This is a genomic window from Streptomyces sp. NPDC101219, from assembly GCF_044767675.1.
GTDB lineage: Bacteria > Actinomycetota > Actinomycetes > Streptomycetales > Streptomycetaceae > Streptomyces.
The window spans coordinates 43,111-62,887 of record NZ_JBIWOK010000023.1 but is presented as its reverse complement, the minus strand read 5'-3'; the positions used below and the strand labels follow the sequence as shown (position 1 = coordinate 62,887).

Below are 19,777 nucleotides of genomic sequence, written 5' to 3'. Positions count from 1 at the left end.
GCCCCGGCCTCGGTCAACGGCCGAATCCGGCGGTGAGGCCGCTGAGCAGCTGACGCCGGCCGAACGCGTACAGCACCAGGACGGGCAGCGTGGTGAGGACCACGGCGGCCAGGACGGCGGGGACGTTGACCCCGTACTGGCCCTGGAAGGTCCACAGCGCCAGCGGCAGGGTCCGCTGGTCGGGGCTCTGGGTGAGGACCAGGGGCAGCAGGAATCCGTTCCAGATGGTCAGGGCGTTGAAGATGGTCACGGTGAGGATGGCGGGCCGGGTGAGCGGCGCCGCCAGCCGCCACAGCGTCGTCCACTCGGTGGCGCCGTCGACCCGCATCGAGTCGAACAGTTCCTTGGGGACGTCGCGGATGAAGTTGGTGAGGACCAGCACGGACAGCGGAATGGCGAAGGCGATCGACGGCAGGATCAGCGCCGGCAGGCTGTCGTACAGCTGCAGCCTGATGATGATCAGGTAGACCGGGATCACCGTCGCCTGCAGGGGGATCGCCAGGCCCATCAGGAACAGGCCGTTCATCGCGCGCAGGGTCCGCGTGCGCCAGCCGCGGACGATGGCGTAGGCCGCCATGAAGGAGATCGCGACCGCCGGCACGACGGCGCCGGCCGTGACGACGACGCTGTTGACGAAGTAGCGCAGGAAGTCGGACTCGACGACCAGCCGGTAGTTGTCCAGTGTCGGGTCGCCCGACGGCACCAGGGGGTTGCTCGCGTAGTACTGGCTCTGCGCCTTGAGACTGGTGATGAGGGTCCAGTACAGGGGGACGGCGACCACGACCAGCCACAGCCATCCGGCCAGTCCGCCCAGCCAGTTGCGCCGGGCCGTAGGCGGGCGCGGAGGGCGCCGCTGCTCGCCGGGGGCGACCTTCTGCGGTCGCCGCCGGTCGGTCAGGATGGTGGTCATCTCAGGCCCCCTCGAGTTGGCTCGCGGCGGCGTCCCGGCCGCCGAGCCGGCGCAGCAGCAGGGCGAGAGCCAGACCCACCAGGACCAGGATCACCGCGATGGCGCTGGCCGGTCCCATCAGGCTGGCCTGGAAACCCCGCTTGTACATGTCCAGTGCGAGGACCCGGGTGGCGTCACCGGGGCCGCCCTCGGTCAGCACGAAGATGAGGTCGAAGAAGGTCAGCGACCCGATCACCATCAGGGTGGACGAGGTGATGATGGTGTACTTCAGCTGCGGCAGCGTGATGCTGAAGAACTGCCGGACCTTCCCGGCACCGTCCAACTGCGCCGCTTCGTAGAGGGACTTCGGGATCTGCTGCACCCCGCCCTGGTAGATCAGGGAGTGGAAGGGGATGAACTGCCAGGAGACCACGAAGACGACCACCCCGAAGGCGAGCCCGGGCCGCCCCAGCCAGTCCTGGCTCAGCAGGCGGATCTTCAGCCCGGCACCGAGGCCGAAGTTGGGGTCGAGCAGGGCCTTGTAGGCGATCGCGATCGCCGCCGAGCTGAGCATCAGCGGCACGAAGTACACCACGCCCAGCACCGCACGGTAGCGCTGACGACCGGCCATGAACGTGCCGAGCAGAATGCTGAGCGGTGTCTGGACGGCCCAGGACACGGCCATCACCAGGAACGTCACCCAGAGGGCGTGCGGCAGCCCCGGATCGGTGAGCACCGCACGCCAACTCGTCAGCCCCGACAGCTGGATGTCGCCGATCCCGTCCCACGTGGTGAAGCTCAGCGCGAAGACACCGACGAGCGGGATCACCGCGAAGCCGACGAACATCAGCAGCGCCGGCACCGCCAGCCACGGCAGGATGCTGCGTGGTTCGCGTCGCTGCGGGTGGGTGGCGGGCGAGCTCATGCGGCGGTGACCGCGTTGAGGTTGCCGGCGAACTGCTGCGGAGATATGGACAGCTGGAACAGCTTGACGATGTTGTCCAGCAGTGTCTCGGCGGCCGTCGGACTGAGCGCCTGGTCCCACGACTGGACGAACACCTTGGCCTTGCTGGCGATGTCGTACGTGAACTTCAGGAAGTCGGCGTTGTCGGAGGCGGCCAGCAGCTTCTCCGTGCCGAGCCGGATCGGCACCGACCCGTTGCCGATCCACTTCTCCACCTCCGCGTCCTGGAGGACACCGGTGGCGAAGAAGTCCTTGGCGATCTTCTTCTGCTCGGCACTGGCCTTGGCCGAGATGGACAGGTACTGGGCGGGGTTGCCCACGGTGACGCTCTGATCGCCCTTGCCGCCCTCGACGGGCGGGAAGGTCATGTAGCCCAGCGCGCCGCTGGAGACGAAGTCACCGCCGTCGGTCTGCTGGATGCCGTACGACCAGGCGCCGTGCAGCATCATCGCGGCCCGGCCGGTGTACAGCAGCGCCTGGTCGGCGTTGGAGTCCGCGGTGATCGAGGAGAAGCCCTTGACGAACCCGTCGGCCTCGACCAGCTGCTGCAGTTTGGTGAGCGCCGTGATGGCGTCCGGGTGCGACCAGGCGTTCTTCTCGCCCTCGATGGCGGCCTGGAACACCTCGGAACCGCCGATGCGGTCGAACAGGAACTCCAGCCACATCATGTTCGTCCACCGGGACTGGCCGCCCAGCGAGAACGGTGCGATGCCCTTGGCGTTGAACTTGGGCACGAGCGCCATGATGTCGTCCCAGGACTCCGGCGGTTTCACGCCGACCTTCTCGAAGACGTTCTTGTTGTAGTAGAGGATGATCGGCTGCACCGTCTCGCACGGCATGGCGTAGATCTTGCCGTCGACCGTGGCCGCGCCGAACGAGGACGGGAACAGCCGTTCCTTCACCGCGGAGTTCTCGTCGAACCACGAGGTGAGGTCCTCGACCTGCTCCCCTTCCACGTAGGTGCGCAGCGTCCCGCCGCCCCAGCCCCAGATGATGGTGGGCGCCTGCCCGGCTCCGATCGCGGTCTTGATCTTCGTCTTGTACGCGTCGTTCTGGAAGGTGGTGTCCTTGATCTGCTGGTCGGGGTGGGCCTTGTTGAAGGCGTCCACCGCGCCGGCCCGGACCCCTTCCTGCGGCTGGCCGTTGAGGTACCAGTACGTCGCGCCGCCGCTGCTCTTGCCGGGTCCGGACGAACCGCAGGCCGCCAGCGCCGCGGACACCGGCACACCGGCGGCCAGGGTGAGGAGGGTACGTCGGGAGAGCGCCATGTCATTCTCCGCACTCGAGAGCCATCGGCTGCTCGTGAGTCGAGGTGAAAGGTTTTCGAAAAGGGCTGTCTCCGAGCTCTGTCCGTGCAAATTAGGTTTCGAGGTTCGTCGGTGTCAAGGCGTATGCACACACAGGTTGTTGGGCGCAAGTAAGCGGTGAAACAGTGATTGCGGATGTCTGGCGCACGACCCCGGGAACGTCGAAAATGTTTCGAAAGCCAGGGGACCGGGGGAGAGGATCATGCGGGTGGACGCCGGCCGCACACGGTCCGCCCAGGTCACACAGCCGACCGGATGCCCGCCGCCGCGCCTGCCGCGTTGCCGTACGGTTTGACCGGCTCCACCCGCGTGGCCGGCCGGGCCCGGCGGCTCACCGCACCGGTGGGACGGACAGTTGAGAGGAACCGATGCGACCGAATGCCAGGCGCACCACGTTGGCGGACATCGCCCAGGCGGCCGGTGTCTCCGTCGCCACCGTGTCCAAAGTGGTCAACGGCCGCGGTGACGTGGCGCCGCACACCCGCACGCGGGTGCAGGAACTGCTGCACCAGCACCACTACCTGGCCCCCGTGTTCCGTCACACCGAGGCCGTCGAGAGCCCGACCATCGAGGTCCAGTTCCAGGGCGGCCTGCGCGCCTACGTGGCGGAGACCCTCGAAGGCATCGTCGACTCCGCGGCCGAGCTGGGCGCCTCCGTGGTGATCAGCAAGGCGTCCCACCGCCCGCACTGGGCCCGGGACCTGGTCTCCGCGGGCCGCCGCGCCGTCATCGCCGTCACCAGCGTGTACACCACGGCCCACATGAACGAACTGGCCCGGGCCGGCCTGCCGTTGGTCGTCCTGGACCCGCTGCACCTGCCGGACAGCCGGGTCAACAGCGTCGGGGCGACCAATTTCGCCGGCGGTCTGACCGCGACCCGGCACCTGCTGTCCCTGGGCCACCGCCGCATCGCCTACCTCGGCGGACCGGCCATGGCCGTCGGCAACCAGGCCCGCCTGCACGGCTACCGCGCCGCCATGGAGGCGGAGGGCGCCCCGGTCCCCGACGCCTACGTCCGGCCCGGCGAGTTCACCTACGAGACCGGTCTGCTCGGTGCCGCGGCACTCCTGGACCTGGACGAGCCGCCGACGGCCGTCTTCGCGGGCAACGACGACATCGCCGTCGGCGTCATCGAGACGGTCCGCGTCCGCGGCCTGCGCGTCCCCGAGCACCTGAGTGTGGTCGGCTTCGACGACACCAGCCTCGCCCGCATGGCCTCACCACCCCTGACCACCGTCCGCCAGCCCCTGCGCGAGATGGGCGCCGCCGCACTGCGGACCGCTCTGCGGCTGGCCAACGGCGAGAAACTCGACTCCCACCACGTCGAACTCGCCACCGAACTCGTTGTCCGCGCCTCCACGGCGCCGCCCCGCGAGGAGACGACCCCGTGAACGACCACGGAGGAGCGGCCCCGGCTCCACCGGCCCCCTGACCGCCCCAGCTTCGCGCGCCCCCGTTTCGGCCGCCCCCGTTTCGTCCGTCCTCGCGACGGCCGGCAGCACGGCAGCGGTCCGCACGACACCGTGCGGACCGCCACGCGCGTGCACCGGAGCCCTCAGAAGAAGCCGAGCTTCTTCGGCGAGTAGCTGACCAGCAGGTTCTTCGTCTGCTGGTAGTGGTCCAGCATCATCTTGTGCGTCTCCCGGCCGATCCCGGACTGCTTGTAGCCGCCGAACGCCGCGTGCGCCGGGTAGGCGTGGTAGCAGTTCGTCCAGACGCGGCCGGCCTGGATGGCCCGGCCGGCCCGGTAGGCCGTGTTGATGTCGCGGGTCCACACGCCGGCGCCGAGACCGTACGACGTGTCGTTGGCGATCTTGATCGCGTCGTCGAAGTCGTCGAACGACGCCACCGAGACGACGGGACCGAAGATCTCCTCCTGGAAGACCCGCATCCGGTTGTCGCCCTCGAAGATGGTCGGCCGGACGTAGTAGCCGCCCTTCAACTCGCCGTCGAACTCGGCGCGTTCACCGCCGGTCAGGATCTTGGCGCCCTCGTCGCGGCCGATGTCGATGTACGACAGGATCTTGGACAACTGTTCGCTCGACGCCTGAGCGCCGATCATCGTGTCGGTGTCGAGCGGGTGGCCGGGCTTGATCAGTTCGGTGCGGGCGACGGCCGCCGCGATGAAGTCGGGGTAGTTGCCCCGCTGGATCAGCCCGCGGGAGGGGCAGGTGCACACCTCGCCCTGGTTCAGCGCGAACATGGTGAACCCCTCGAGGGCCTTGTCGCGCAGTTCGTCGTCCTTCTCCCACACGTCGTCGAAGAAGATGTTCGGCGACTTGCCGCCCAGCTCCAGCGTGACCGGCTTCAGGTTCTCGGCCGCGTACTGCATGATCAGCCGTCCGGTGGTCGTCTCACCCGTGAAGGCGATCTTCGCGACCCGCGGGCTGGACGCGAGCGGCTTGCCGGCCTCCGGCCCGAAGCCGTTGACGATGTTCAGCACCCCGGGCGGCAGCAGGTCGGACACCAGGCTCAGCCAGAAGTGGATGGACACCGGCGTCTGCTCCGCGGGCTTGAGGACGACCGCGTTGCCGGCCGCCAGGGCGGGCGCCAGCTTCCAGGTCGCCATCAGGACGGGGAAGTTCCACGGGATGATCTGCGCGACGACGCCCAGCGGCTCGTGGAAGTGGTAGGCCACCGTGTCGTCGTCGACCTCGCTCAGCGAGCCCTCCTGGGCGCGCACCGCACCGGCGAAGTAGCGGAAGTGGTCGATGGCCAGCGGGATGTCGGCCGCCAGCGTCTCCCGCACGGGCTTGCCGTTCTCCCAGCTCTCCGCGACCGCGAGCGCCTCCAGATTGGCCTCCATGCGGTCGGCGATCTTCAGCAGGATGTCGGACCGCTCGGCCGCCGCCCTGCGCCCCCAGCCGGGCGCCGCCGCGTGGGCCGCGTCGAGGGCCGCCTCGACGTCCTCCGCCGTGCCGCGCGCCACCTCGGTGAACGGCTGCCCGTTCACCGGACTCGGGTTCTCGAAGTACTGACCCCTGACCGGCGGCACGTACTCCCCGCCGATGTAGTGGTCGTAACGGGACTGGTAGGAGACGATCGCGCCCTCGCTCCCGGGCGCCGCGTATCGGGTCATGCGGAACAGGCCTCCCTCAGCAGCGCTGCCCGCCGTCGGGCAGCTCCGCGCCGGAGCGTAGGGAGGCGGACGTTGCATCCACGTTGCGTGACCGCGTCACCACGTTCTCGTTCGCCGGAGGGGGTGCGCCGGGGTAGGCCCCGAGAACTGGGCGGCTTACCTCCCGCCGGGCCGCCACGGGCCGGCCGGGACTCCCAACTCGGCCTCCAGCGCGGCAAGACGTGCCCGATGGGTGGCCGTGGGCCGGGCCGCCGCCAGCGCCCGCCACACGTCCAGGTCGTCCTCGCCCCACGGCGCGTGGGCCCAGTCGGCCAGCAGGTCGGGATCCGAGCGGGCGATCAGCGCCGCCCGCAGGCCGTCCGCGAGACGCCGCCTGAGCCGGACGACCGCCGGTGCCTGGGAGGAGGGCAGCAACGGTCCCCGGTAGAAGGCCAGCGCATCGGTGACCGCACCCGCCGCGAGCCGGCGTTCGACGGCGGCGAGGTCCGACTCCAGGTGCTCGGTGAGCCGGTAGGGACGCGACGCGAGCAGGCCGGGGGCCGCCGGGCCCGTGCCTCCCGCGTCGAGGGCCTGACGCAGCCGGGCCAGCTCCGCGCGCAGCGTCACCGGGGTCACCGACTCGTCCTCGTACAGGGCGCAGAGCAGTTCGTCGCCGGTCAGACCCTCGGGGTGCGCGGCGAGGAGGACGAGGATCTCGCTGTGCCGTCGGCTGAGCCGCAGCGTGCGCCCGGCCGTCCTCAGCACGGCCTGGTCACGTCCCAGGACCTCGATCCCGGCACCCCCCGCCGCCGGACCCCGAGGGGCGAGCAGCGCCAGCTGGGACTCCGCGGCGCGCGCCACGGCCTGCACGAATCCGAGACTGTGCGGGTGGGCGAGCCCGTCCCCGCCGGTGATGTCCACCGCGCCCAGCAGACGCCCCGTCCGGGGGTCGTGCACGGGCGCCGCCGCACACGTCCATGGCTGCGCGCGCCGTACGAAGTGCTCGGCCGCGAACACCTGCACCGCACGGCCCACGGCGACGGCGGTACCGGGTGCGTTCGTTCCCACCGCGCTCTCCGACCACCGGGCGCCCGGCACGAAGTTCATCCGCTCCGCCTGCCGCAGCGTCGTCGCGTGGCCCTCCACCCACAGCAGCCTGCCGTGCGCGTCGCACACCGCCAGCAGATGCCGGCCGTCGGCGGCGAACGACCCCAGCAACTCCCGCATCAGCGGCATGACATGGGCCAGTGGGTGCTCCGAGCGACAGGTCCCGAGGTCGCTGTCCGCGAGTTCGATGTCGGCGCTGCCGTCCGGGTGGACGCCCGCGCGTGCCGACCGCCGCCAGGAATCGGCGACCACACCGCGCACCGGACGCGGCACCGTGCCCGCCTCGGTGAACGCCGCATGCGCCCGGTGCAGGGCGCGCACACGCTCGGCAGGGTCGGCTCCTGGCTCGAGGGCCACCCAGGAATCGGTCACCTTGGCCTCCCGCGGGGGCGATGTGCTGGGGACATCGTGGCCCGGGCCGGGCCCGGCGACAACCGTGCCGACCCACAGTCCCTGCCCGTGCCGCGACCACCCGCCCCGACCGGCCTCGTGAGCGGGCCGGGGACGCGACGCCGTACCGGCGCGCGGGAAGGAAAACCGGTCATGACATCACCGCAGGTGGGAACCCGGCAGGGGCCGGGACGCGCGGCCGGCGATCACGATTCGCCACCCAGGAGGTCCCGGGGCACAATGTGTCGTTCATCCCCCGCAGGTCCCGGACCCGCGGGGGAGTGACACCAGTCCCACCAGCAACAAGGGAGATGCACATGTCGTCCAAGAGGCGTCGGAAGAAGAAGGCGCGTCGCAAGAGCGCGGCGAACCACGGCAAGCGTCCGCAGTCCTGAGCCCCTTGCGCGCTTAGGCGGAGTTCCTCCGCCCACCGGCGGGACGGGAGACGTGCGGACCGCACGTCTGCCGTCCCGCCGGCCCGCCCGGCGCCGCTGCCCGGCATCCCCGTCCGGCGACCGCACCCCGCGCCGACCGGATCCTCCCCGGGCACGGCACCGGACGTCCGGACTCCTCCGTGCCGCACCCGACCCGGCGGTTTCCCGACGGGCCCGGGCCCCCGGCCGTGCAGGCCCGCCACCCGCTCCTTCTTGGGGCACCATGTGGGGCATGGCCGAGAACCGGATCGTGAACACCCACCAGTCCGAGGCGTGGAACGGCTACGAGGGCCGGCACTGGGCCGAGCACCAGGCGCGCTACGACGCGCTCAACGATCCCGCCAACGCCCCGCTCCTCGACGCCGCCCGCATCCGTGACACGGACCGGGTCCTGGACATCGGCTGCGGCAACGGCCGCCTGACCCGGCTGGCCGCCCGCACCGCGGCCCACGTCGTCGGCGTCGACCTGTCGGAGCCCATGCTGGAAAGGGCCCGGGCGAGCGCGGCCGAGGAGCACCTCGACAACGTCTCCCACCTCCGGACCGACGCCCAGGTCCACCCCTTCGACGAGGCGTCGTTCGACGTCGCGGTGAGCCGCTTCGGGGTCATGTTCTTCGCCGACCCGGTCGCCGCCTTCACCAACATCCGGCGCGCCCTGCGGCCGGGCGGGCGGATCGCCTTCGTCTGCCCGCAGTCCGTGCTCCGGATGGACCAGGCGGTGATCTTCGCGGCGGTCGCGGAGCACGTCACGCTGCCCGATCTGTCCGCTCCGGCGGAGACGGGCCCCGCCGCCTTCGCCGACCCGGCACGCGCCGAACGCGTCCTGACGGACGCCGGGTTCGACGACGTCAGCGTGGAACCGGTCGAAGTACCGCAAGGGTGGGGCCCCGACGCGGCGGACGCCGCGACGTTCCTGTTCGGCTGGGGCCCCATGCGCCACTGGCTCCGCGATGCCGCCCCCGACGCCGTCGACCGTGCCCGGGAGGCGGCCACCGAGGCGTTCCGCGCCTACGAGACGGACGACGGAGTCCGCCTCATGGCCCGCCACTGGCTCGTGACAGCCGTCCGGCCGGGCGGCCCTGTACCCGGCCCCGGGGCGTGAGGGCGACCGGCCCCCCAACGCCCCGCAGCCGCCGCACTCCGTCACCGGTCCCGATGACCGCCCCGGTCACGGAGACCTGACCGTCGCGTTCGAGACCCTCGCGTCGCCCGGAGACCCCGTCACGACCCTGGTGGTGCACACCACCGGACCGGGGTCGCTCTCAGCGCGCGCCCTGGCCCCCTCTGTCGTGCTGGACCTTCCCGGAGGCCACTGCCGAACCGGGGCAGTGACGCCGCGCCCCCAGCCAGAGCCCGAGCGTGAGCCCGGGCGCGAGCCCAGCCCGCCCCCGGTAGTTCGCGGCCGGCCACTCGCAGGTCGCGCGGGCCGCACCGGGGCCCGGGGTGGGCCATTCGGCTCCGGCCGGCTCGCCGGTCGCACGGCCTGCCTGTGGGGTGGACACGAATGCGCCGCCGACGTCCGCGCAGCCGCAGCAGGGCGTCCGGCCCCCTCGTGGAAGGACAAGGCATGCACATATCCAGAGCGACCGCGGGCCGCCGTGGCCGCGCCGTGGTCGTCGCCGCAGTGGTGGCCTGCTCCGTCACCCTGACCGGCCCGGACTTCGCCGCCGCCGGGGGCGGTCCGACTTCCGATGTGCCCGTCCCGGAGCTGGACTGGCAGCCCTGCGTCGCGGGCAGCCCGTTCGACTGCGCGACGGCCGAGGTGCCCCTGGACCACCGGAACCCCGCCGGCCGCACCATCGAACTGGCCGTCGTCAAACGCGAGGCGACCGACCCCGCCCGGCGCATCGGCACCCTCTTCTTCAACCCCGGCGGACCCGGCGGGCCCGGGACCGTGCAGATGCCGCAGAACTACGAGGCGTTCCCCCGCGAGGTGCGGGAGCGATTCGACATCGTCAGCTGGGACCCTCGCGGGATCGGCAACAGCACCGCCGTGAACTGCTTCGGCAGCCCCGAGGAGGCAGCCGCGTGGGAGGAGACCAAGGCGGCCGGCTTCCCGGTCGGGGCGAAGGAGCGCAAGGCCTCGACCGCCGCATACGAGGAACTGGCCCGCAACTGCGAGAAGCGCGACGCCGACCTCCTGCGCCACGTGTCGACCGCCGACACCGCCCGGGACCTGGACCTGCTCCGCCGCGCGGTCGGTGACGAGCAGCTCACCTACCGCGGCAACTCCTACGGCACCTACCTGGGCGCCACCTACGCCAACCTGTTCCCCGGCAAGGTCCGCGCGATGGTCCTCGACAGCGACTGGAACCCCTCTGCCTGGACGAACAACGGCTCCGCCGACGCTGCCCGGAGCACCAGCTTCACGCGCCTGGGCTCGGACCTCAGCGCGGCAGGCGTCCTGGACCAGTTCCTGACCCTGTGCGGGTCCACGACCACCGCCCACTGCGCCTTCTCGGCCGGCAGCCCGGAGGCCACCCGGGCCAAGTACGACCGGCTGATGGAACGGCTCCGCGACCGGCCGATCGGCCCCTGGACCTACGCCCGCACGGTCAGTGCCATGGTCAGCGGGTTCTACGTGGTGCACCCCGGATGGACGGAGGTCGCCCGCGTCCTGCAGGAGCTGTCGCAGGGCCGTGAACCGCAGCCGGCCGCGTTCCCGCCCCCGCCCCCGGTGAAGAACCCCACCCCGTACACGGGCGAGGAACAGAGCACCGCCGTGCTGTGCGGCGACAGCCCCAACCCGCGCGACCCCGGCGTCTACCACGGCCTGGAGGAGGAGAGCGCCGCGCGAGCGGGCGACGTCGGACGCCACTGGACCTGGGCCACCTTCGGCTGCACCGCCTGGCCGGCGACCGCCGCCGACCCCTACCGCGGCCCGTGGAACACACCGACCGCCAACCCTCTCCTGATCATCGGCACCACCCACGACCCGTCCACGCCGCACCAAGCCGCCGAGGCCATGGTCGAGCACCTGGCCGACGCCCGTCTCCTCACGGTCGAGGGCAACGGCCACACGACCCTGCTGAACCCCAGCAGCTGCACCAACGCACACGAGAGCCGCTACCTCGTCGACGGCGTCCTTCCCCCGGCCGGAACGACGTGCCGTCCGGACACGCCGCCCTTCGCCGACCCCAGGCCGAGCGGCGGCGTCGCCTCCGGAGGGGGCGGCACGGCGGAGGGCGGTGCCCGGACGGCCTGACCCTGACCCGGAGCGGCGGACGCCGCGGGCGTGAGAGGCGTGAGGCCGGCCGCCTCCGGGCGGCCCGAGACCTGAGAACGGCGGGAGCCGACCCCCGGGTCCCGCCCGCGCGGCCCCTGTCACCGACCGGGCGGCACCTGCGGCCCGGCCCGGCGACAGGGGCCGTACACCAGCCGTCCTACCAGCGGTTGCGGTGCACGACCTCGGCCACCGGACGACGGCTGACCGGGCCGAACGTGCCGCGCGGCCACCCCACCGGGATCGCCGCGAAGGTGTTCATGTCATCGGCAATGCCGAGGGCGGCCTTCCACTCGTCCTCCAGCATCAGGTGCCAGATGGTGATGTTGGCGGCCAGACCCAGCCCGCGCGCGGCGAGCAGCAGGTTCTGCACACCGGGATAGACGCAGGACCCTTCCGCGAGGGCGTTGAAGCGCTCCTGGATCCGCCCCATGCGCGCCGTGGCGTCGGGTCCCAGTTCCTCCGCGTACCGCTGGAGTCCCTCCGGCTCGAGCCTCGGCTCCGGGAACCGGTAGCACGGGATGATCAGCGCGGGGGTCTCGGCGAAGTGGTCGCGCTGGTATTCGATGGCCGCCACCATGCGCCCGTACGCGGCCTCGTCCATGCCGGCCGGGGCGTACTTGCCGGTCGTCGCCAGGTAGGCGTCCACACAGCGCTTCCACAGCGGCGCCAGCTCGGCCATCACCGCCGGGTCGGTGACGACGACGTATTCGTACCGCTGCATGTTGCCGCCGCTGGGGCCCCACACCGCTGCCTGTATCAGCCGGTCCAGGAGGTCGTCGGGCACCGGGTCGGGCCGGAGCCGGCGCATGGCCCGCATGGTGGACATGGTTGCGAAGAGGGCAGGATCGAGAGCGCCGTCGGCCGGGGCCTCGGACGGCGTGACGTCAAGGTTCATGATCGCAGTGTATGGACGACCGGCAGCGCGCAGGAACCCATCTCGTATACACGTTCACCTTCTTGACGACCCGTCGGAACGAGCCCCGCGTGCGGCCGGCCGGCCCAGGTACGGCCGTCCCCCGGGGCCGCGCCCTGCCGTCAGCCCGGTGAGGGAATGGCCCTGCCCCGCTGCTACGGCCGCAGGACGGGGTCGGTGACCCCGCCGGGACAGGCCAGGCCGTCGACATCCCAGCCCGCGCCGCGCGCACCCGCCAGGTAGGCACTCTCGTAGAAGGCGAGGACGGCGGCGCGTCGGTCGCTCTCGGTACGGACGTCGTCGTAGCGCAGGACGGCCAGGTGGCTGCTTCCGCGCGGCTGCCACCGGGCGGCCGCCGGCTCCAGCGGTGCGTCGGCCAGGCCCGCGGGCTCGGGCGCCGTGTACGCGTAGAACGCGGGCTCCGGGAAGGTGTCGTCCCCGAACCAGAAACCGAAGCTGATCACTTCCCGGGAGTACGCCTCCCGGGTGACCGCGTCCGCCCCCTCGGGCTGCTGGACACGGCGTTCGGAGAAGCGGGTGTGGGCGAGGTCGAAGGTGTGCCAGAAGTGGTGCACCGGACTGACCTTCCCCGAGTAGCCCGCCGCGAACTCCTCCAGAACGGAGGCCACTTGACTGAGAACCCGCCAGTATCGGTTGGCGTGCACGGGATCGTAGGTGGCGTGTTCGGTGTCGTCGGCGAACGGCCGCCCCGAGTCCGGCAGGTCGAACGGCCGGGGCAGCGCGGGCCGGGTCCGTACGCCCAGTGTGTCCAGCGCGTCCATGACCGCCGCGTAGAACGACGCCACGGACCGGCCGGCGAGGGGGAACGAGACCTCCCGGCCGTCGAGGGCCGACACGACCAGCCGGTGCGCGACGAAGTCGAAGTCGATGGTGAAGATCGGGTTGCCGTCCACCTGTCCCATGGGGGAGGTGGTGGTGCCCCGCCCCGTGAGCCGGAAGGGGACGTTCCACCAGTGGTTCCGCTGGACGCTCGCCGCGAGCCGGATCTTGCCGACGACCTGGGCGAACCGGTGGAGGGTCTCCTTCGTGTCACGCCACTCGGCGAGCGGGATCGGCGGAAACAGTTCCATGATCTTCCCTCTCCTCTCCCGCAACGCTGCCGGCGCCCGGCCGAGGGCACTGAAGACCATCATGACCACTGCGGTCCGGTGTGGCACGTCGCCGGACCGGCGGGAGGGGCGCCGGGCGGGGGAGCCGGGCAGGCTCAGTGCGCCGCGAGGACGCAGAACTCGTGGCCCTCGGGATCCGACAGGCACGTCCACGGGACGTCACCCTGACCGACGTCGAGACCGGTGGCCCCGAGGGCACGCAGACGGGCCACCTCGGTGGCCGTGTCCTCCCCGGGGTGCGGCAGGTCGAGATGGACACGGTCCGGCGTGGCCTTCCGGTCCGGCGTGCGGAGGAACTCGAGGTACGGACCGGAGTCCGTCGGCGACCGGAACACCGCCCAGTCGTCGGTCACGTCGTGCGGTGTCCAGTCAAGGGCCCCGCCCCAGAAGCGGGCCATGGCCCACGGGTCGGCACAGTCGACGACGACCGCGGCGATCGGCCCGGTGTCCCGGTAGACATCCCGGGGCTCCAGGACACAGAACTCGTTGCCCTCGGGATCGGCGAGGACCTGCCAGGGCACGCTGCCCTGGCCCACCCGCGCGGGGGTCGCACCGAGGCCCCGGAGGCGGGCGATCAGCGATGCCTGATGGGCGGCCGAGGTGGTCGCGAGGTCGAGGTGCACACGGTTCTTCACCGCCGGTTTGGGATCCGGCACGGGGACGACGTCGATGCCGAGGCCCACCGGGTCCGGCCACACGAGGCCGCCGCCCGGGCCGACGTAGGTCGTCGCACCGGCGTCGTAGGCACTCCACCCGAGTGCCTCCGCCCAGAAGCGGCCGACGGCCCGGGCGTCCACCGCCTTGACGTTCATCTGCACAGGTCGCAGCCCCATGCCGCAGATCCTATGGCCGGTGTCCCGCCCCGCGCCGTCCGGTGGCCTGCGGGACATCGACGGCAGCCCGGCCGGGCGCCGCGCCACGCACAGCCGACGTGACGGGGGAGTGGCCACCGACGGGACCGGGCGGCAACCGGCTGCCGCACCGACCGCCCTCACGGCTTGACTTCGCAGGTCGGAGCGTGTTCTCTGCCGATGCGCGGGTTCGTCCTGACGGGGGGTCACCTCATGAAGTCCGTACGTCGTACCTGCACCACCGCCCTTGTCGCGGCCGCAGTTGTGCTGGGCCTCGCAGCCTGCTCCGGCGTCGGTGACGAGGCCGCCGAGAAGGTCGACGACGAGATGATCCGTGAAGTCGACCGGCAGATCGACGAGGTGTACGAGGTCACCTACGAAGTGACGGGCGAGAAGGCCGACTTCATCGAGTTCAACGCGGGCGGCGGGGACGCGAGCGACCCGGAGTTCGAGACGGTGGACGACCCGGCACTGCCGTGGAAGAAGACGGTGAAGCTGCGCGGCATCGAAGCGCCCACCGTCCTGCCCGTGCTGGTCGAGCCCGACGCCGGCTCGGGGCGGCTCACCTGCAAGATCGTGTACCGGGGCAGGACGCTGGCCGAGAAGTCGGGCGCCGCGGCCGTGTCGTCGGCCGGCTGTGTCGCGGTCTCGCCGATCACCGGGTGACACCGGTGTGGTGGGCCTCCGGGGAGCCTGCCGCGTCCAGTGCTCCGCCGGAGGGGAGGGACGCCCCCGGCTCTGGCGGACGCGTCAGCGCACCACGCGATAGGTCACGTGGGTGACCAGGCTCGCCGACCGCACCCGCAGCTGCTCCAGCTTCATCCCCGGCACACCGTCGAACAGCCGTGTGCCGGCGCCGAGCGTGAACGGCGCGATGTGCAGGCGCAGTTCGTCGACCAGACCGGCGGCCAGGTACTGGTTGGCGGTGGTCGCGCCGCCCATGATCGAGACGTCGCCGTCACCGGCCACCGCCCGCGCACGGTCCAGTGCGCCGCCCCGGATGCCGTCCGTGACGAAGTGGAAGGTGGTGCCGCCGTCCATCGGCTGCGGGTCGCGCGCGTGGTGGGTGAGGACGAACACCGGCGCGTGGAACGGCGGATCGTCGCCCCACCAGCCGTTCCACGGCCGGTCCCAGGCACCGCGCACGGGACCGAACATGTTGCGGCCCATGAGGAACGCCCCGGCCTCCGTCATCTGTTCGGCCTCGGCGCGGTTCTCCTCCGGCGTGTCGAACATCCAGGCGTGCAGCAGGGAGCCCGTGCCGTCGGCGCCGTCGTCGCCGAACGGGCGCTCCTCGCTCTGGTTGAAGCCGGCGGCGTACCCGTCGACCGAGACCGTGAGGTCGCAGATCACCTTGCCCGTGCGTGCGTTCATTGCCGTGGGGCTCCTGGTGGGCGGGTCATGGGCGGGTCACGAATCGAGCGGGCGGCAGCGCGGTGCGGGCCGCCTCTAGGAGGGCTGCCACCGCTGCCACAGCATCTCCAGCCCCAGCACAATGGCACACAGCACCGCCACGGATCCGGGAACGGCCACGAACACCACGTGGATCGGGTCCCTTTCATCCGGAAGGAAGAGGTCCACCCATCCCAGGGACAGGGCGAGAGCCGTGGCGATTCCCCCTACTCGCGAGGCCCATTCGAAAAGGCGGGCGTGCCACGGCTTGGAAACGTCGGAATTCCTGGAGCGCACGTCGATGCTGAAGAAGATCAGCAGCACGGCGAGGAAGGAGATCAGGCTGACCATGTCGGCCGACGGCATCTGACGCATGGCGCGACCATAGCCCCGGCACCCCGCGAATTCCGTGAACCGCGGGCGCGCGGTCGTCACCGCAGCCCACCCGTTCCCGACGGTCACCGGGCCGGCTGTTCCCGCCCGGCGCCGACGTCCGTCAACGGGGCTCGGGACCGGTCCTGGGCGCGTAGCACGCCGGCAGTGCGCGCTTCACGTCGTACGCATGCGTCACGCCGTCGGACCTTCCTGTGAGTGAGCGGCGCTGCGGATCATCGCGGGGGCGGGGCGACCGGTCAAGGGCGGAGCGGGACCGAGGGCTCACAACCGGTCGAGCAGGTCGGCGGCCAGGGCGCGGGCCTGCCGCAGGCACCGGCTGTCACCCTCCAGACCGGCCCGGGTCATGGCGCCCTCCAGCAGATACGACAGGTGTTCTGCCGTGGTCCGTACCGTGTCGGGACGATCGGGCAGCAGCTCCCCGAGGTGTTCCGCCATGATGCGTTCCACCTCCGCCTTCTGCCGGCCGACCAGGGCCCGGGTCTCGTTCCCGACCGGCATCTCCGCCGCGGCGTTGAGCAGGGCGCAGCCACGGAAATCCTCGTCGTCCACCGGCGACGTGCTGTCGATGTACGTGTCGAAGACGATCAGAATGCGGTCGCGCGGATCCTGCCCGGGCCCGAGGCGGGCCTGATAGCGCGCGAGCCACGCCGCGTGCCGGGCTTCCAGATAGGCCCGCACGAGCTCCGCCTTGGACGCGAAGTTGTTGTACAGGCTCATCTTGGCGACGCCGGCCTCGGCGGTGATCGTGTCGATTCCGGTCGCCGTGATGCCGTCGCTGTAGAAGCGCCGTGCCGCCGCGGCCAGGATGCGGTCCCGCGCCGGCCGCCGCCGTCCCCCGCTCGGTACCTGTCTGCTGTCGCTCATCCGGCTCATCCCTCGCCTCACTTCGCTGGGTAGACTAGTCTACCTAATGTCGGCGCGTGTGGTGGTCGTCCGTGATCACGGCCCGTGCCCCCTCCGAACGTCAGCAACCTGAGGAAGGCACCATGACCGTCCTGACCGACAGCCTCGTCGTCGACGGAGTGCGTCTGGCCTACCGGGACCGTGGCCGAGGCGAGCCCGTGATCTTCATCCACGGCACGCCCTCCCACTCCTACGAATGGCGCGACGTCGTCCCCCACATCGAGGCCAGCGGACTCCGCGTCATCACCTACGACCTGCTGGGCTACGGCCGGTCCGAGCGGCCGGCGGACCGGGACACCTCGGTCGCCGCCCAGACCGGCCTCCTGGAACACCTGCTGGACACGCTGGGCCTGGAGCAGGTCGACATCGTCGCGCACGACATCGGCGGCGCCATCGGTCTGCGCTTCGCCATCGCCCACCCCGAGCGGGTGCGCCGACTGATGATCATGGACGCGGTCAGCTACGACTCCTGGCCGTCCCCGACCTGGCAGAAGATCATCGACGAACAGCTGGACGAGGCGGCCGCGATGTCGCAGGACGACTTCAACGCCCTGCTGACCCGGCAGCTCACCATGGCCGTCGCCGACCCCTCACGCATGACGGGCGACGTCCTGCGGGCCTACCTGGAACCCCACCAGTCCCCGCTCGGCCGGGCCTCCTTCTTCGAGCACCAGGTGCGCCACTACGACTCCAGGTACACGGAGGAGATCAGCGACCGGTTCGACCGCCTGACCATGCCGGTGCGCATCGTGTGGGGCGAGGAGGACCAGTGGCAGCCCCTCCACTACGCGAAGCGGCTCAGCGGCGACATCCCCGGCGCGGAACTCGTGGTCGTCCCCGGCGCGGGCCACTTCCTCATGGAGGACGCCCCCGACCGCCTGGTGCGGGAGATCCGCGACTTCCTGGCCGCCCCGGTCGGTTGATCATGCACCGATCCGCCCGGTCGCGCGACCCCGGTACCGGTCCGCCCGGTCGCGCGACCCCGGTACCGGTCCGCGCGTCGGCGCGGGGCACCCGTCCCGCCGGGCGCCCCCGTCTCAGGCGCCGACGACCGCGTCGTGCAGGGCCCAGCCCATCGCGCCCGCGCACCAGCTGATGTTGCCGAGCACGGCGACGTCCAGGTCGTGCCGCGGGTAGTGGTACAGCCGGGCACTGGCACCGTCCTCCTCGCCGGTGTGCCCCCAGCGCACCACGGTCCCCTCGGCGTCGAGGAGGTGGGTGAGACCGAAGCCGTACATCCAGCGGTAGCCCCGCACCCTCTCCTCGCGTTCGTCGACCTGCGGCGTCAGCGCCAGGGACGTCAGCTCCTCGCCCAACAGCCGCCCGTGCCGCAGCGCGTGGGCGAAAGCCGTCAGATCGGCCGCGCTGCAGGTCGCCCCTCCGTCGGCCGCCGCGTGGGGCGTGGTCGCGTAGTGGTTCGTCCGGTACGGGGCCGGGCCGTCGGCGGCGGTGAGGTAGCCCTCGGCGACACCCGGCCCCGGCTCGTCCAGGGCGGGGAAGCCGGCCGAGGTCATCCCGGCCCGGGCGAAGACCTCGTCGGCGACGACCTCGGTGGAGGGCCGGCCGGTCACCGATTCGATGAGCAGCCCGAGCAGGATGTAGCCGGCTCCGTTGTAGAGGTGGCGTTCCCCGGGCGGGAAGTGGGGCGGCTTGCCGGCGAACAGCGGCACGTAGTCCCGGTCGCCGCGCAGCAGGTACAGCGGGTGGGACGCGGTCAGGGCGGCCCACTCGGCCTCCCAGTCGTCACTGCCCTCCTCGAACCAGTCGCCGATGCCCGACGTCATCGTCAGCGCATGGCGCACGGTGACGCGCGGATCGAGTCCGGGCATGTGCTTCCGTACGAAGTCCACGAGCGCATCGTCCAGACGGACCAGCCCGTGCTCCACGAGCTGGAGGACTGCCACCGCGGTGAACGTCTTGGACACCGACGCCACGCGGAAGGCCGTGTCGACGGTGTTGGGCACCGCCCAGCGTCGCGACGCCATCCCGAACGCACCGGTGTACACCGGCTCTCCGCGACGCGTGACCCGGACCGTGCCGGAGAATCCCTGATCCTCGGCCGCGGCGCGCACCACCTCGTCCAGGCAGCGCGCATCGAATCCGTCCGTCGTCGCGACCGTCACCCGCAGACACCTCACCGTGGAAGTTCCCCATCGAACGGTGACGATTGTCCAGCACGGCCACCGGCCCGCTACGGCCGCCCCACCCCGGACACCGCGCGCCCCGGCCACGCCCCGCGCGAGGGAGGCGACGCCCACCCCGGCCGGCGGCGTTCTCCTACGGTGTCCTGCACGCCACGCCCCCTCTCCCCGTCCACCGAACGGGGCCTACGCGTGGGCATGCGGATCGAAGCCCTCCGGCGCCTCGTCCAGAAAAGTGGTGACCGTGCCGATGCGGCCGTCACGGTCGAAGGCGAGGACGTCGGTGCCCGTGGCGAACTGCTCTCCGCGGACATCGAGCTGCCACAGCAGCCGGGCGTGACCGTGGTGGATCTCCGGCTCCCTGCGCGCCCGGAACGCGACGTCCCCCATGTGCTGCACGAACTGCCGGCGAAAGCCGATCAGCGCCTGCCGCCCGGCGAGGACGCCGACCGGTGCGCAGTAGCGGACCTCCTCGCCGAAGACGTCGGACGCCTGGCCGGCCCCCTCGTCGTCCGGCGAGGTGTTCCAGAACCGCAGGTAGCGGTTCAGGTTCTCCTCGCACCGGTCGATGGCCGGGGCGTCGGTGTCGGTGGTGTGCGTCATGGCTGATGTCCTTCCGTGAGGTGCTCGTGCGCCGCCGTGGCGAGTGTCCGACGGCCTGCGCGGTCCATGTCCC

Annotated in this window: 19 protein-coding genes; 6 read left to right on the top strand and 13 right to left on the bottom strand. The window is 71.6% G+C overall.

All coding sequences use genetic code 11. The annotated features are described in order from the left end of the window. Nucleotides 1-13 precede the first annotated feature (13 nt). From ACIRPP_RS30600 to ACIRPP_RS30590, 3 genes are read right to left on the bottom strand one after another with little or no spacing between them, the layout of a single operon-like run. Nucleotides 14-910 (bottom strand): carbohydrate ABC transporter permease, encoded by an 897-nt coding sequence (locus ACIRPP_RS30600; protein WP_403649600.1) that lies wholly within the window; start codon nt 908-910, stop codon nt 14-16. Between the two features lies 1 nt (nt 911). Beyond that, the gene (locus ACIRPP_RS30595; protein WP_403649597.1) at nt 912-1,814 is read right to left on the bottom strand and encodes a carbohydrate ABC transporter permease; all 903 of its coding nucleotides are present in this window, start codon (nt 1,812-1,814) and stop codon (nt 912-914) included. Further along, a complete protein-coding gene (locus ACIRPP_RS30590; protein WP_403649594.1) occupies nt 1,811-3,121 on the bottom strand; it encodes an extracellular solute-binding protein in 1,311 nt (436 codons plus the stop codon). Before ACIRPP_RS30590 ends, ACIRPP_RS30595 begins: the two co-directional genes overlap by 4 nt. Before the next feature lie 407 nt (nt 3,122-3,528). Between ACIRPP_RS30590 and ACIRPP_RS30585 the strand changes: the two genes are divergently transcribed. Then, nucleotides 3,529-4,551, top strand: a complete 1,023-nt coding sequence (locus ACIRPP_RS30585) for a LacI family DNA-binding transcriptional regulator (protein WP_403649591.1) — start codon at nt 3,529-3,531, stop codon at nt 4,549-4,551. 164 nt (nt 4,552-4,715) lie between these two features. On the opposite strand, the gene ACIRPP_RS30580 is transcribed toward ACIRPP_RS30585, so the two are convergent. Together ACIRPP_RS30580 and ACIRPP_RS30575 are read right to left on the bottom strand one after the other, a co-directional pair. After that, nucleotides 4,716-6,239, bottom strand: coding sequence for an aldehyde dehydrogenase family protein (locus tag ACIRPP_RS30580; protein ID WP_403649588.1), 1,524 nt, complete (start codon nt 6,237-6,239; stop codon nt 4,716-4,718). 156 nt (nt 6,240-6,395) lie between these two features. Next, nucleotides 6,396-7,697, bottom strand: a complete 1,302-nt coding sequence (locus ACIRPP_RS30575) for a GAF domain-containing protein (protein WP_403649585.1) — start codon at nt 7,695-7,697, stop codon at nt 6,396-6,398. Between the two features lie 335 nt (nt 7,698-8,032). Between ACIRPP_RS30575 and ACIRPP_RS30570 the strand changes: the two genes are divergently transcribed. The 3 genes from ACIRPP_RS30570 to ACIRPP_RS30560 all read left to right on the top strand — a co-directional run bounded on the left by ACIRPP_RS30570 (nt 8,033) and on the right by ACIRPP_RS30560 (nt 11,354). Continuing rightward, a complete protein-coding gene (locus ACIRPP_RS30570) occupies nt 8,033-8,110 on the top strand; it encodes a 50S ribosomal protein bL37 (protein WP_382554740.1) in 78 nt (25 codons plus the stop codon). A 271-nt stretch (nt 8,111-8,381) separates the two neighbouring features. Next, nucleotides 8,382-9,251 (top strand): class I SAM-dependent methyltransferase, encoded by an 870-nt coding sequence (locus ACIRPP_RS30565; RefSeq protein ID WP_403649582.1) that lies wholly within the window; start codon nt 8,382-8,384, stop codon nt 9,249-9,251. A 465-nt stretch (nt 9,252-9,716) separates the two neighbouring features. Continuing rightward, nucleotides 9,717-11,354, top strand: coding sequence for an alpha/beta hydrolase (locus tag ACIRPP_RS30560; RefSeq protein ID WP_403649579.1), 1,638 nt, complete (start codon nt 9,717-9,719; stop codon nt 11,352-11,354). A gap of 178 nt (nt 11,355-11,532) precedes the next feature. On the opposite strand, the gene ACIRPP_RS30555 is transcribed toward ACIRPP_RS30560, so the two are convergent. From ACIRPP_RS30555 to ACIRPP_RS30545, 3 genes are all read right to left on the bottom strand, one after another. After that, the gene (locus ACIRPP_RS30555; protein WP_403649576.1) at nt 11,533-12,270 is read right to left on the bottom strand and encodes a nitroreductase family protein; all 738 of its coding nucleotides are present in this window, start codon (nt 12,268-12,270) and stop codon (nt 11,533-11,535) included. A 173-nt stretch (nt 12,271-12,443) separates the two neighbouring features. After that, the gene (locus tag ACIRPP_RS30550) at nt 12,444-13,379 is read right to left on the bottom strand and encodes a DUF5996 family protein (RefSeq protein WP_403649573.1); all 936 of its coding nucleotides are present in this window, start codon (nt 13,377-13,379) and stop codon (nt 12,444-12,446) included. A 134-nt stretch (nt 13,380-13,513) separates the two neighbouring features. Next, on the bottom strand, nt 13,514-14,251 hold the full coding sequence (locus ACIRPP_RS30545) for a VOC family protein (protein ID WP_403649570.1): 738 nt from the start codon (nt 14,249-14,251) through the stop codon (nt 13,514-13,516). A 231-nt stretch (nt 14,252-14,482) separates the two neighbouring features. Here ACIRPP_RS30545 and ACIRPP_RS30540 point away from each other — a divergent pair, with 231 nt between their 5' ends. Next, nucleotides 14,483-14,935: a hypothetical protein gene (locus tag ACIRPP_RS30540; RefSeq protein WP_403649567.1), complete on the top strand. Its 453-nt coding sequence runs from the start codon at nt 14,483-14,485 to the stop codon at nt 14,933-14,935. An 84-nt stretch (nt 14,936-15,019) separates the two neighbouring features. On the opposite strand, the gene ACIRPP_RS30535 is transcribed toward ACIRPP_RS30540, so the two are convergent. From ACIRPP_RS30535 to ACIRPP_RS30525, 3 genes are all read right to left on the bottom strand, one after another. After that, nucleotides 15,020-15,643: a dihydrofolate reductase family protein gene (locus tag ACIRPP_RS30535; RefSeq protein ID WP_403649564.1), complete on the bottom strand. Its 624-nt coding sequence runs from the start codon at nt 15,641-15,643 to the stop codon at nt 15,020-15,022. A 75-nt stretch (nt 15,644-15,718) separates the two neighbouring features. Beyond that, nucleotides 15,719-16,036 (bottom strand): hypothetical protein, encoded by a 318-nt coding sequence (locus ACIRPP_RS30530; protein ID WP_192231168.1) that lies wholly within the window; start codon nt 16,034-16,036, stop codon nt 15,719-15,721. Between the two features lie 282 nt (nt 16,037-16,318). Then, complete coding sequence (locus ACIRPP_RS30525) at nt 16,319-16,921, bottom strand: TetR/AcrR family transcriptional regulator (protein ID WP_403649561.1); 603 nt, start codon at nt 16,919-16,921, stop codon at nt 16,319-16,321. A gap of 122 nt (nt 16,922-17,043) precedes the next feature. Here ACIRPP_RS30525 and ACIRPP_RS30520 point away from each other — a divergent pair, with 122 nt between their 5' ends. Beyond that, complete coding sequence (locus ACIRPP_RS30520) at nt 17,044-17,883, top strand: alpha/beta fold hydrolase (RefSeq protein WP_403649558.1); 840 nt, start codon at nt 17,044-17,046, stop codon at nt 17,881-17,883. 114 nt (nt 17,884-17,997) lie between these two features. On the opposite strand, the gene ACIRPP_RS30515 is transcribed toward ACIRPP_RS30520, so the two are convergent. Together ACIRPP_RS30515 and ACIRPP_RS30510 are read right to left on the bottom strand one after the other, a co-directional pair. Continuing rightward, nucleotides 17,998-19,083: a serine hydrolase domain-containing protein gene (locus ACIRPP_RS30515; RefSeq protein ID WP_403649555.1), complete on the bottom strand. Its 1,086-nt coding sequence runs from the start codon at nt 19,081-19,083 to the stop codon at nt 17,998-18,000. Nucleotides 19,084-19,287: 204 nt separating this feature from the next. Next, nucleotides 19,288-19,704 carry an isomerase gene (locus ACIRPP_RS30510; protein WP_403649552.1) on the bottom strand — a complete coding sequence of 139 codons (417 nt, stop codon included), beginning with the start codon at nt 19,702-19,704 and terminating at the stop codon, nt 19,288-19,290. Nucleotides 19,705-19,777 lie beyond the last annotated feature (73 nt).

Coding starts and splice junctions, on each gene's coding strand:
- ACIRPP_RS30560 (WP_403649579.1), top strand. CDS start 9,717: ATGCACATATCCAGAGCGACCGCGGGCCGCCGTGGCCGCGCCGTGGTC.
- ACIRPP_RS30525 (WP_403649561.1), bottom strand. CDS start 16,921: ATGAGCGACAGCAGACAGGTACCGAGCGGGGGACGGCGGCGGCCGGCG.
- ACIRPP_RS30580 (WP_403649588.1), bottom strand. CDS start 6,239: ATGACCCGATACGCGGCGCCCGGGAGCGAGGGCGCGATCGTCTCCTAC.
- ACIRPP_RS30555 (WP_403649576.1), bottom strand. CDS start 12,270: ATGAACCTTGACGTCACGCCGTCCGAGGCCCCGGCCGACGGCGCTCTC.
- ACIRPP_RS30570 (WP_382554740.1), top strand. CDS start 8,033: ATGTCGTCCAAGAGGCGTCGGAAGAAGAAGGCGCGTCGCAAGAGCGCG.
- ACIRPP_RS30590 (WP_403649594.1), bottom strand. CDS start 3,121: ATGGCGCTCTCCCGACGTACCCTCCTCACCCTGGCCGCCGGTGTGCCG.
- ACIRPP_RS30520 (WP_403649558.1), top strand. CDS start 17,044: ATGACCGTCCTGACCGACAGCCTCGTCGTCGACGGAGTGCGTCTGGCC.
- ACIRPP_RS30530 (WP_192231168.1), bottom strand. CDS start 16,036: ATGCGTCAGATGCCGTCGGCCGACATGGTCAGCCTGATCTCCTTCCTC.
- ACIRPP_RS30510 (WP_403649552.1), bottom strand. CDS start 19,704: ATGACGCACACCACCGACACCGACGCCCCGGCCATCGACCGGTGCGAG.
- ACIRPP_RS30550 (WP_403649573.1), bottom strand. CDS start 13,379: ATGGAACTGTTTCCGCCGATCCCGCTCGCCGAGTGGCGTGACACGAAG.
- ACIRPP_RS30595 (WP_403649597.1), bottom strand. CDS start 1,814: ATGAGCTCGCCCGCCACCCACCCGCAGCGACGCGAACCACGCAGCATC.
- ACIRPP_RS30545 (WP_403649570.1), bottom strand. CDS start 14,251: ATGGGGCTGCGACCTGTGCAGATGAACGTCAAGGCGGTGGACGCCCGG.
- ACIRPP_RS30540 (WP_403649567.1), top strand. CDS start 14,483: ATGAAGTCCGTACGTCGTACCTGCACCACCGCCCTTGTCGCGGCCGCA.
- ACIRPP_RS30585 (WP_403649591.1), top strand. CDS start 3,529: ATGCGACCGAATGCCAGGCGCACCACGTTGGCGGACATCGCCCAGGCG.
- ACIRPP_RS30535 (WP_403649564.1), bottom strand. CDS start 15,643: ATGAACGCACGCACGGGCAAGGTGATCTGCGACCTCACGGTCTCGGTC.
- ACIRPP_RS30565 (WP_403649582.1), top strand. CDS start 8,382: ATGGCCGAGAACCGGATCGTGAACACCCACCAGTCCGAGGCGTGGAAC.
- ACIRPP_RS30600 (WP_403649600.1), bottom strand. CDS start 910: ATGACCACCATCCTGACCGACCGGCGGCGACCGCAGAAGGTCGCCCCC.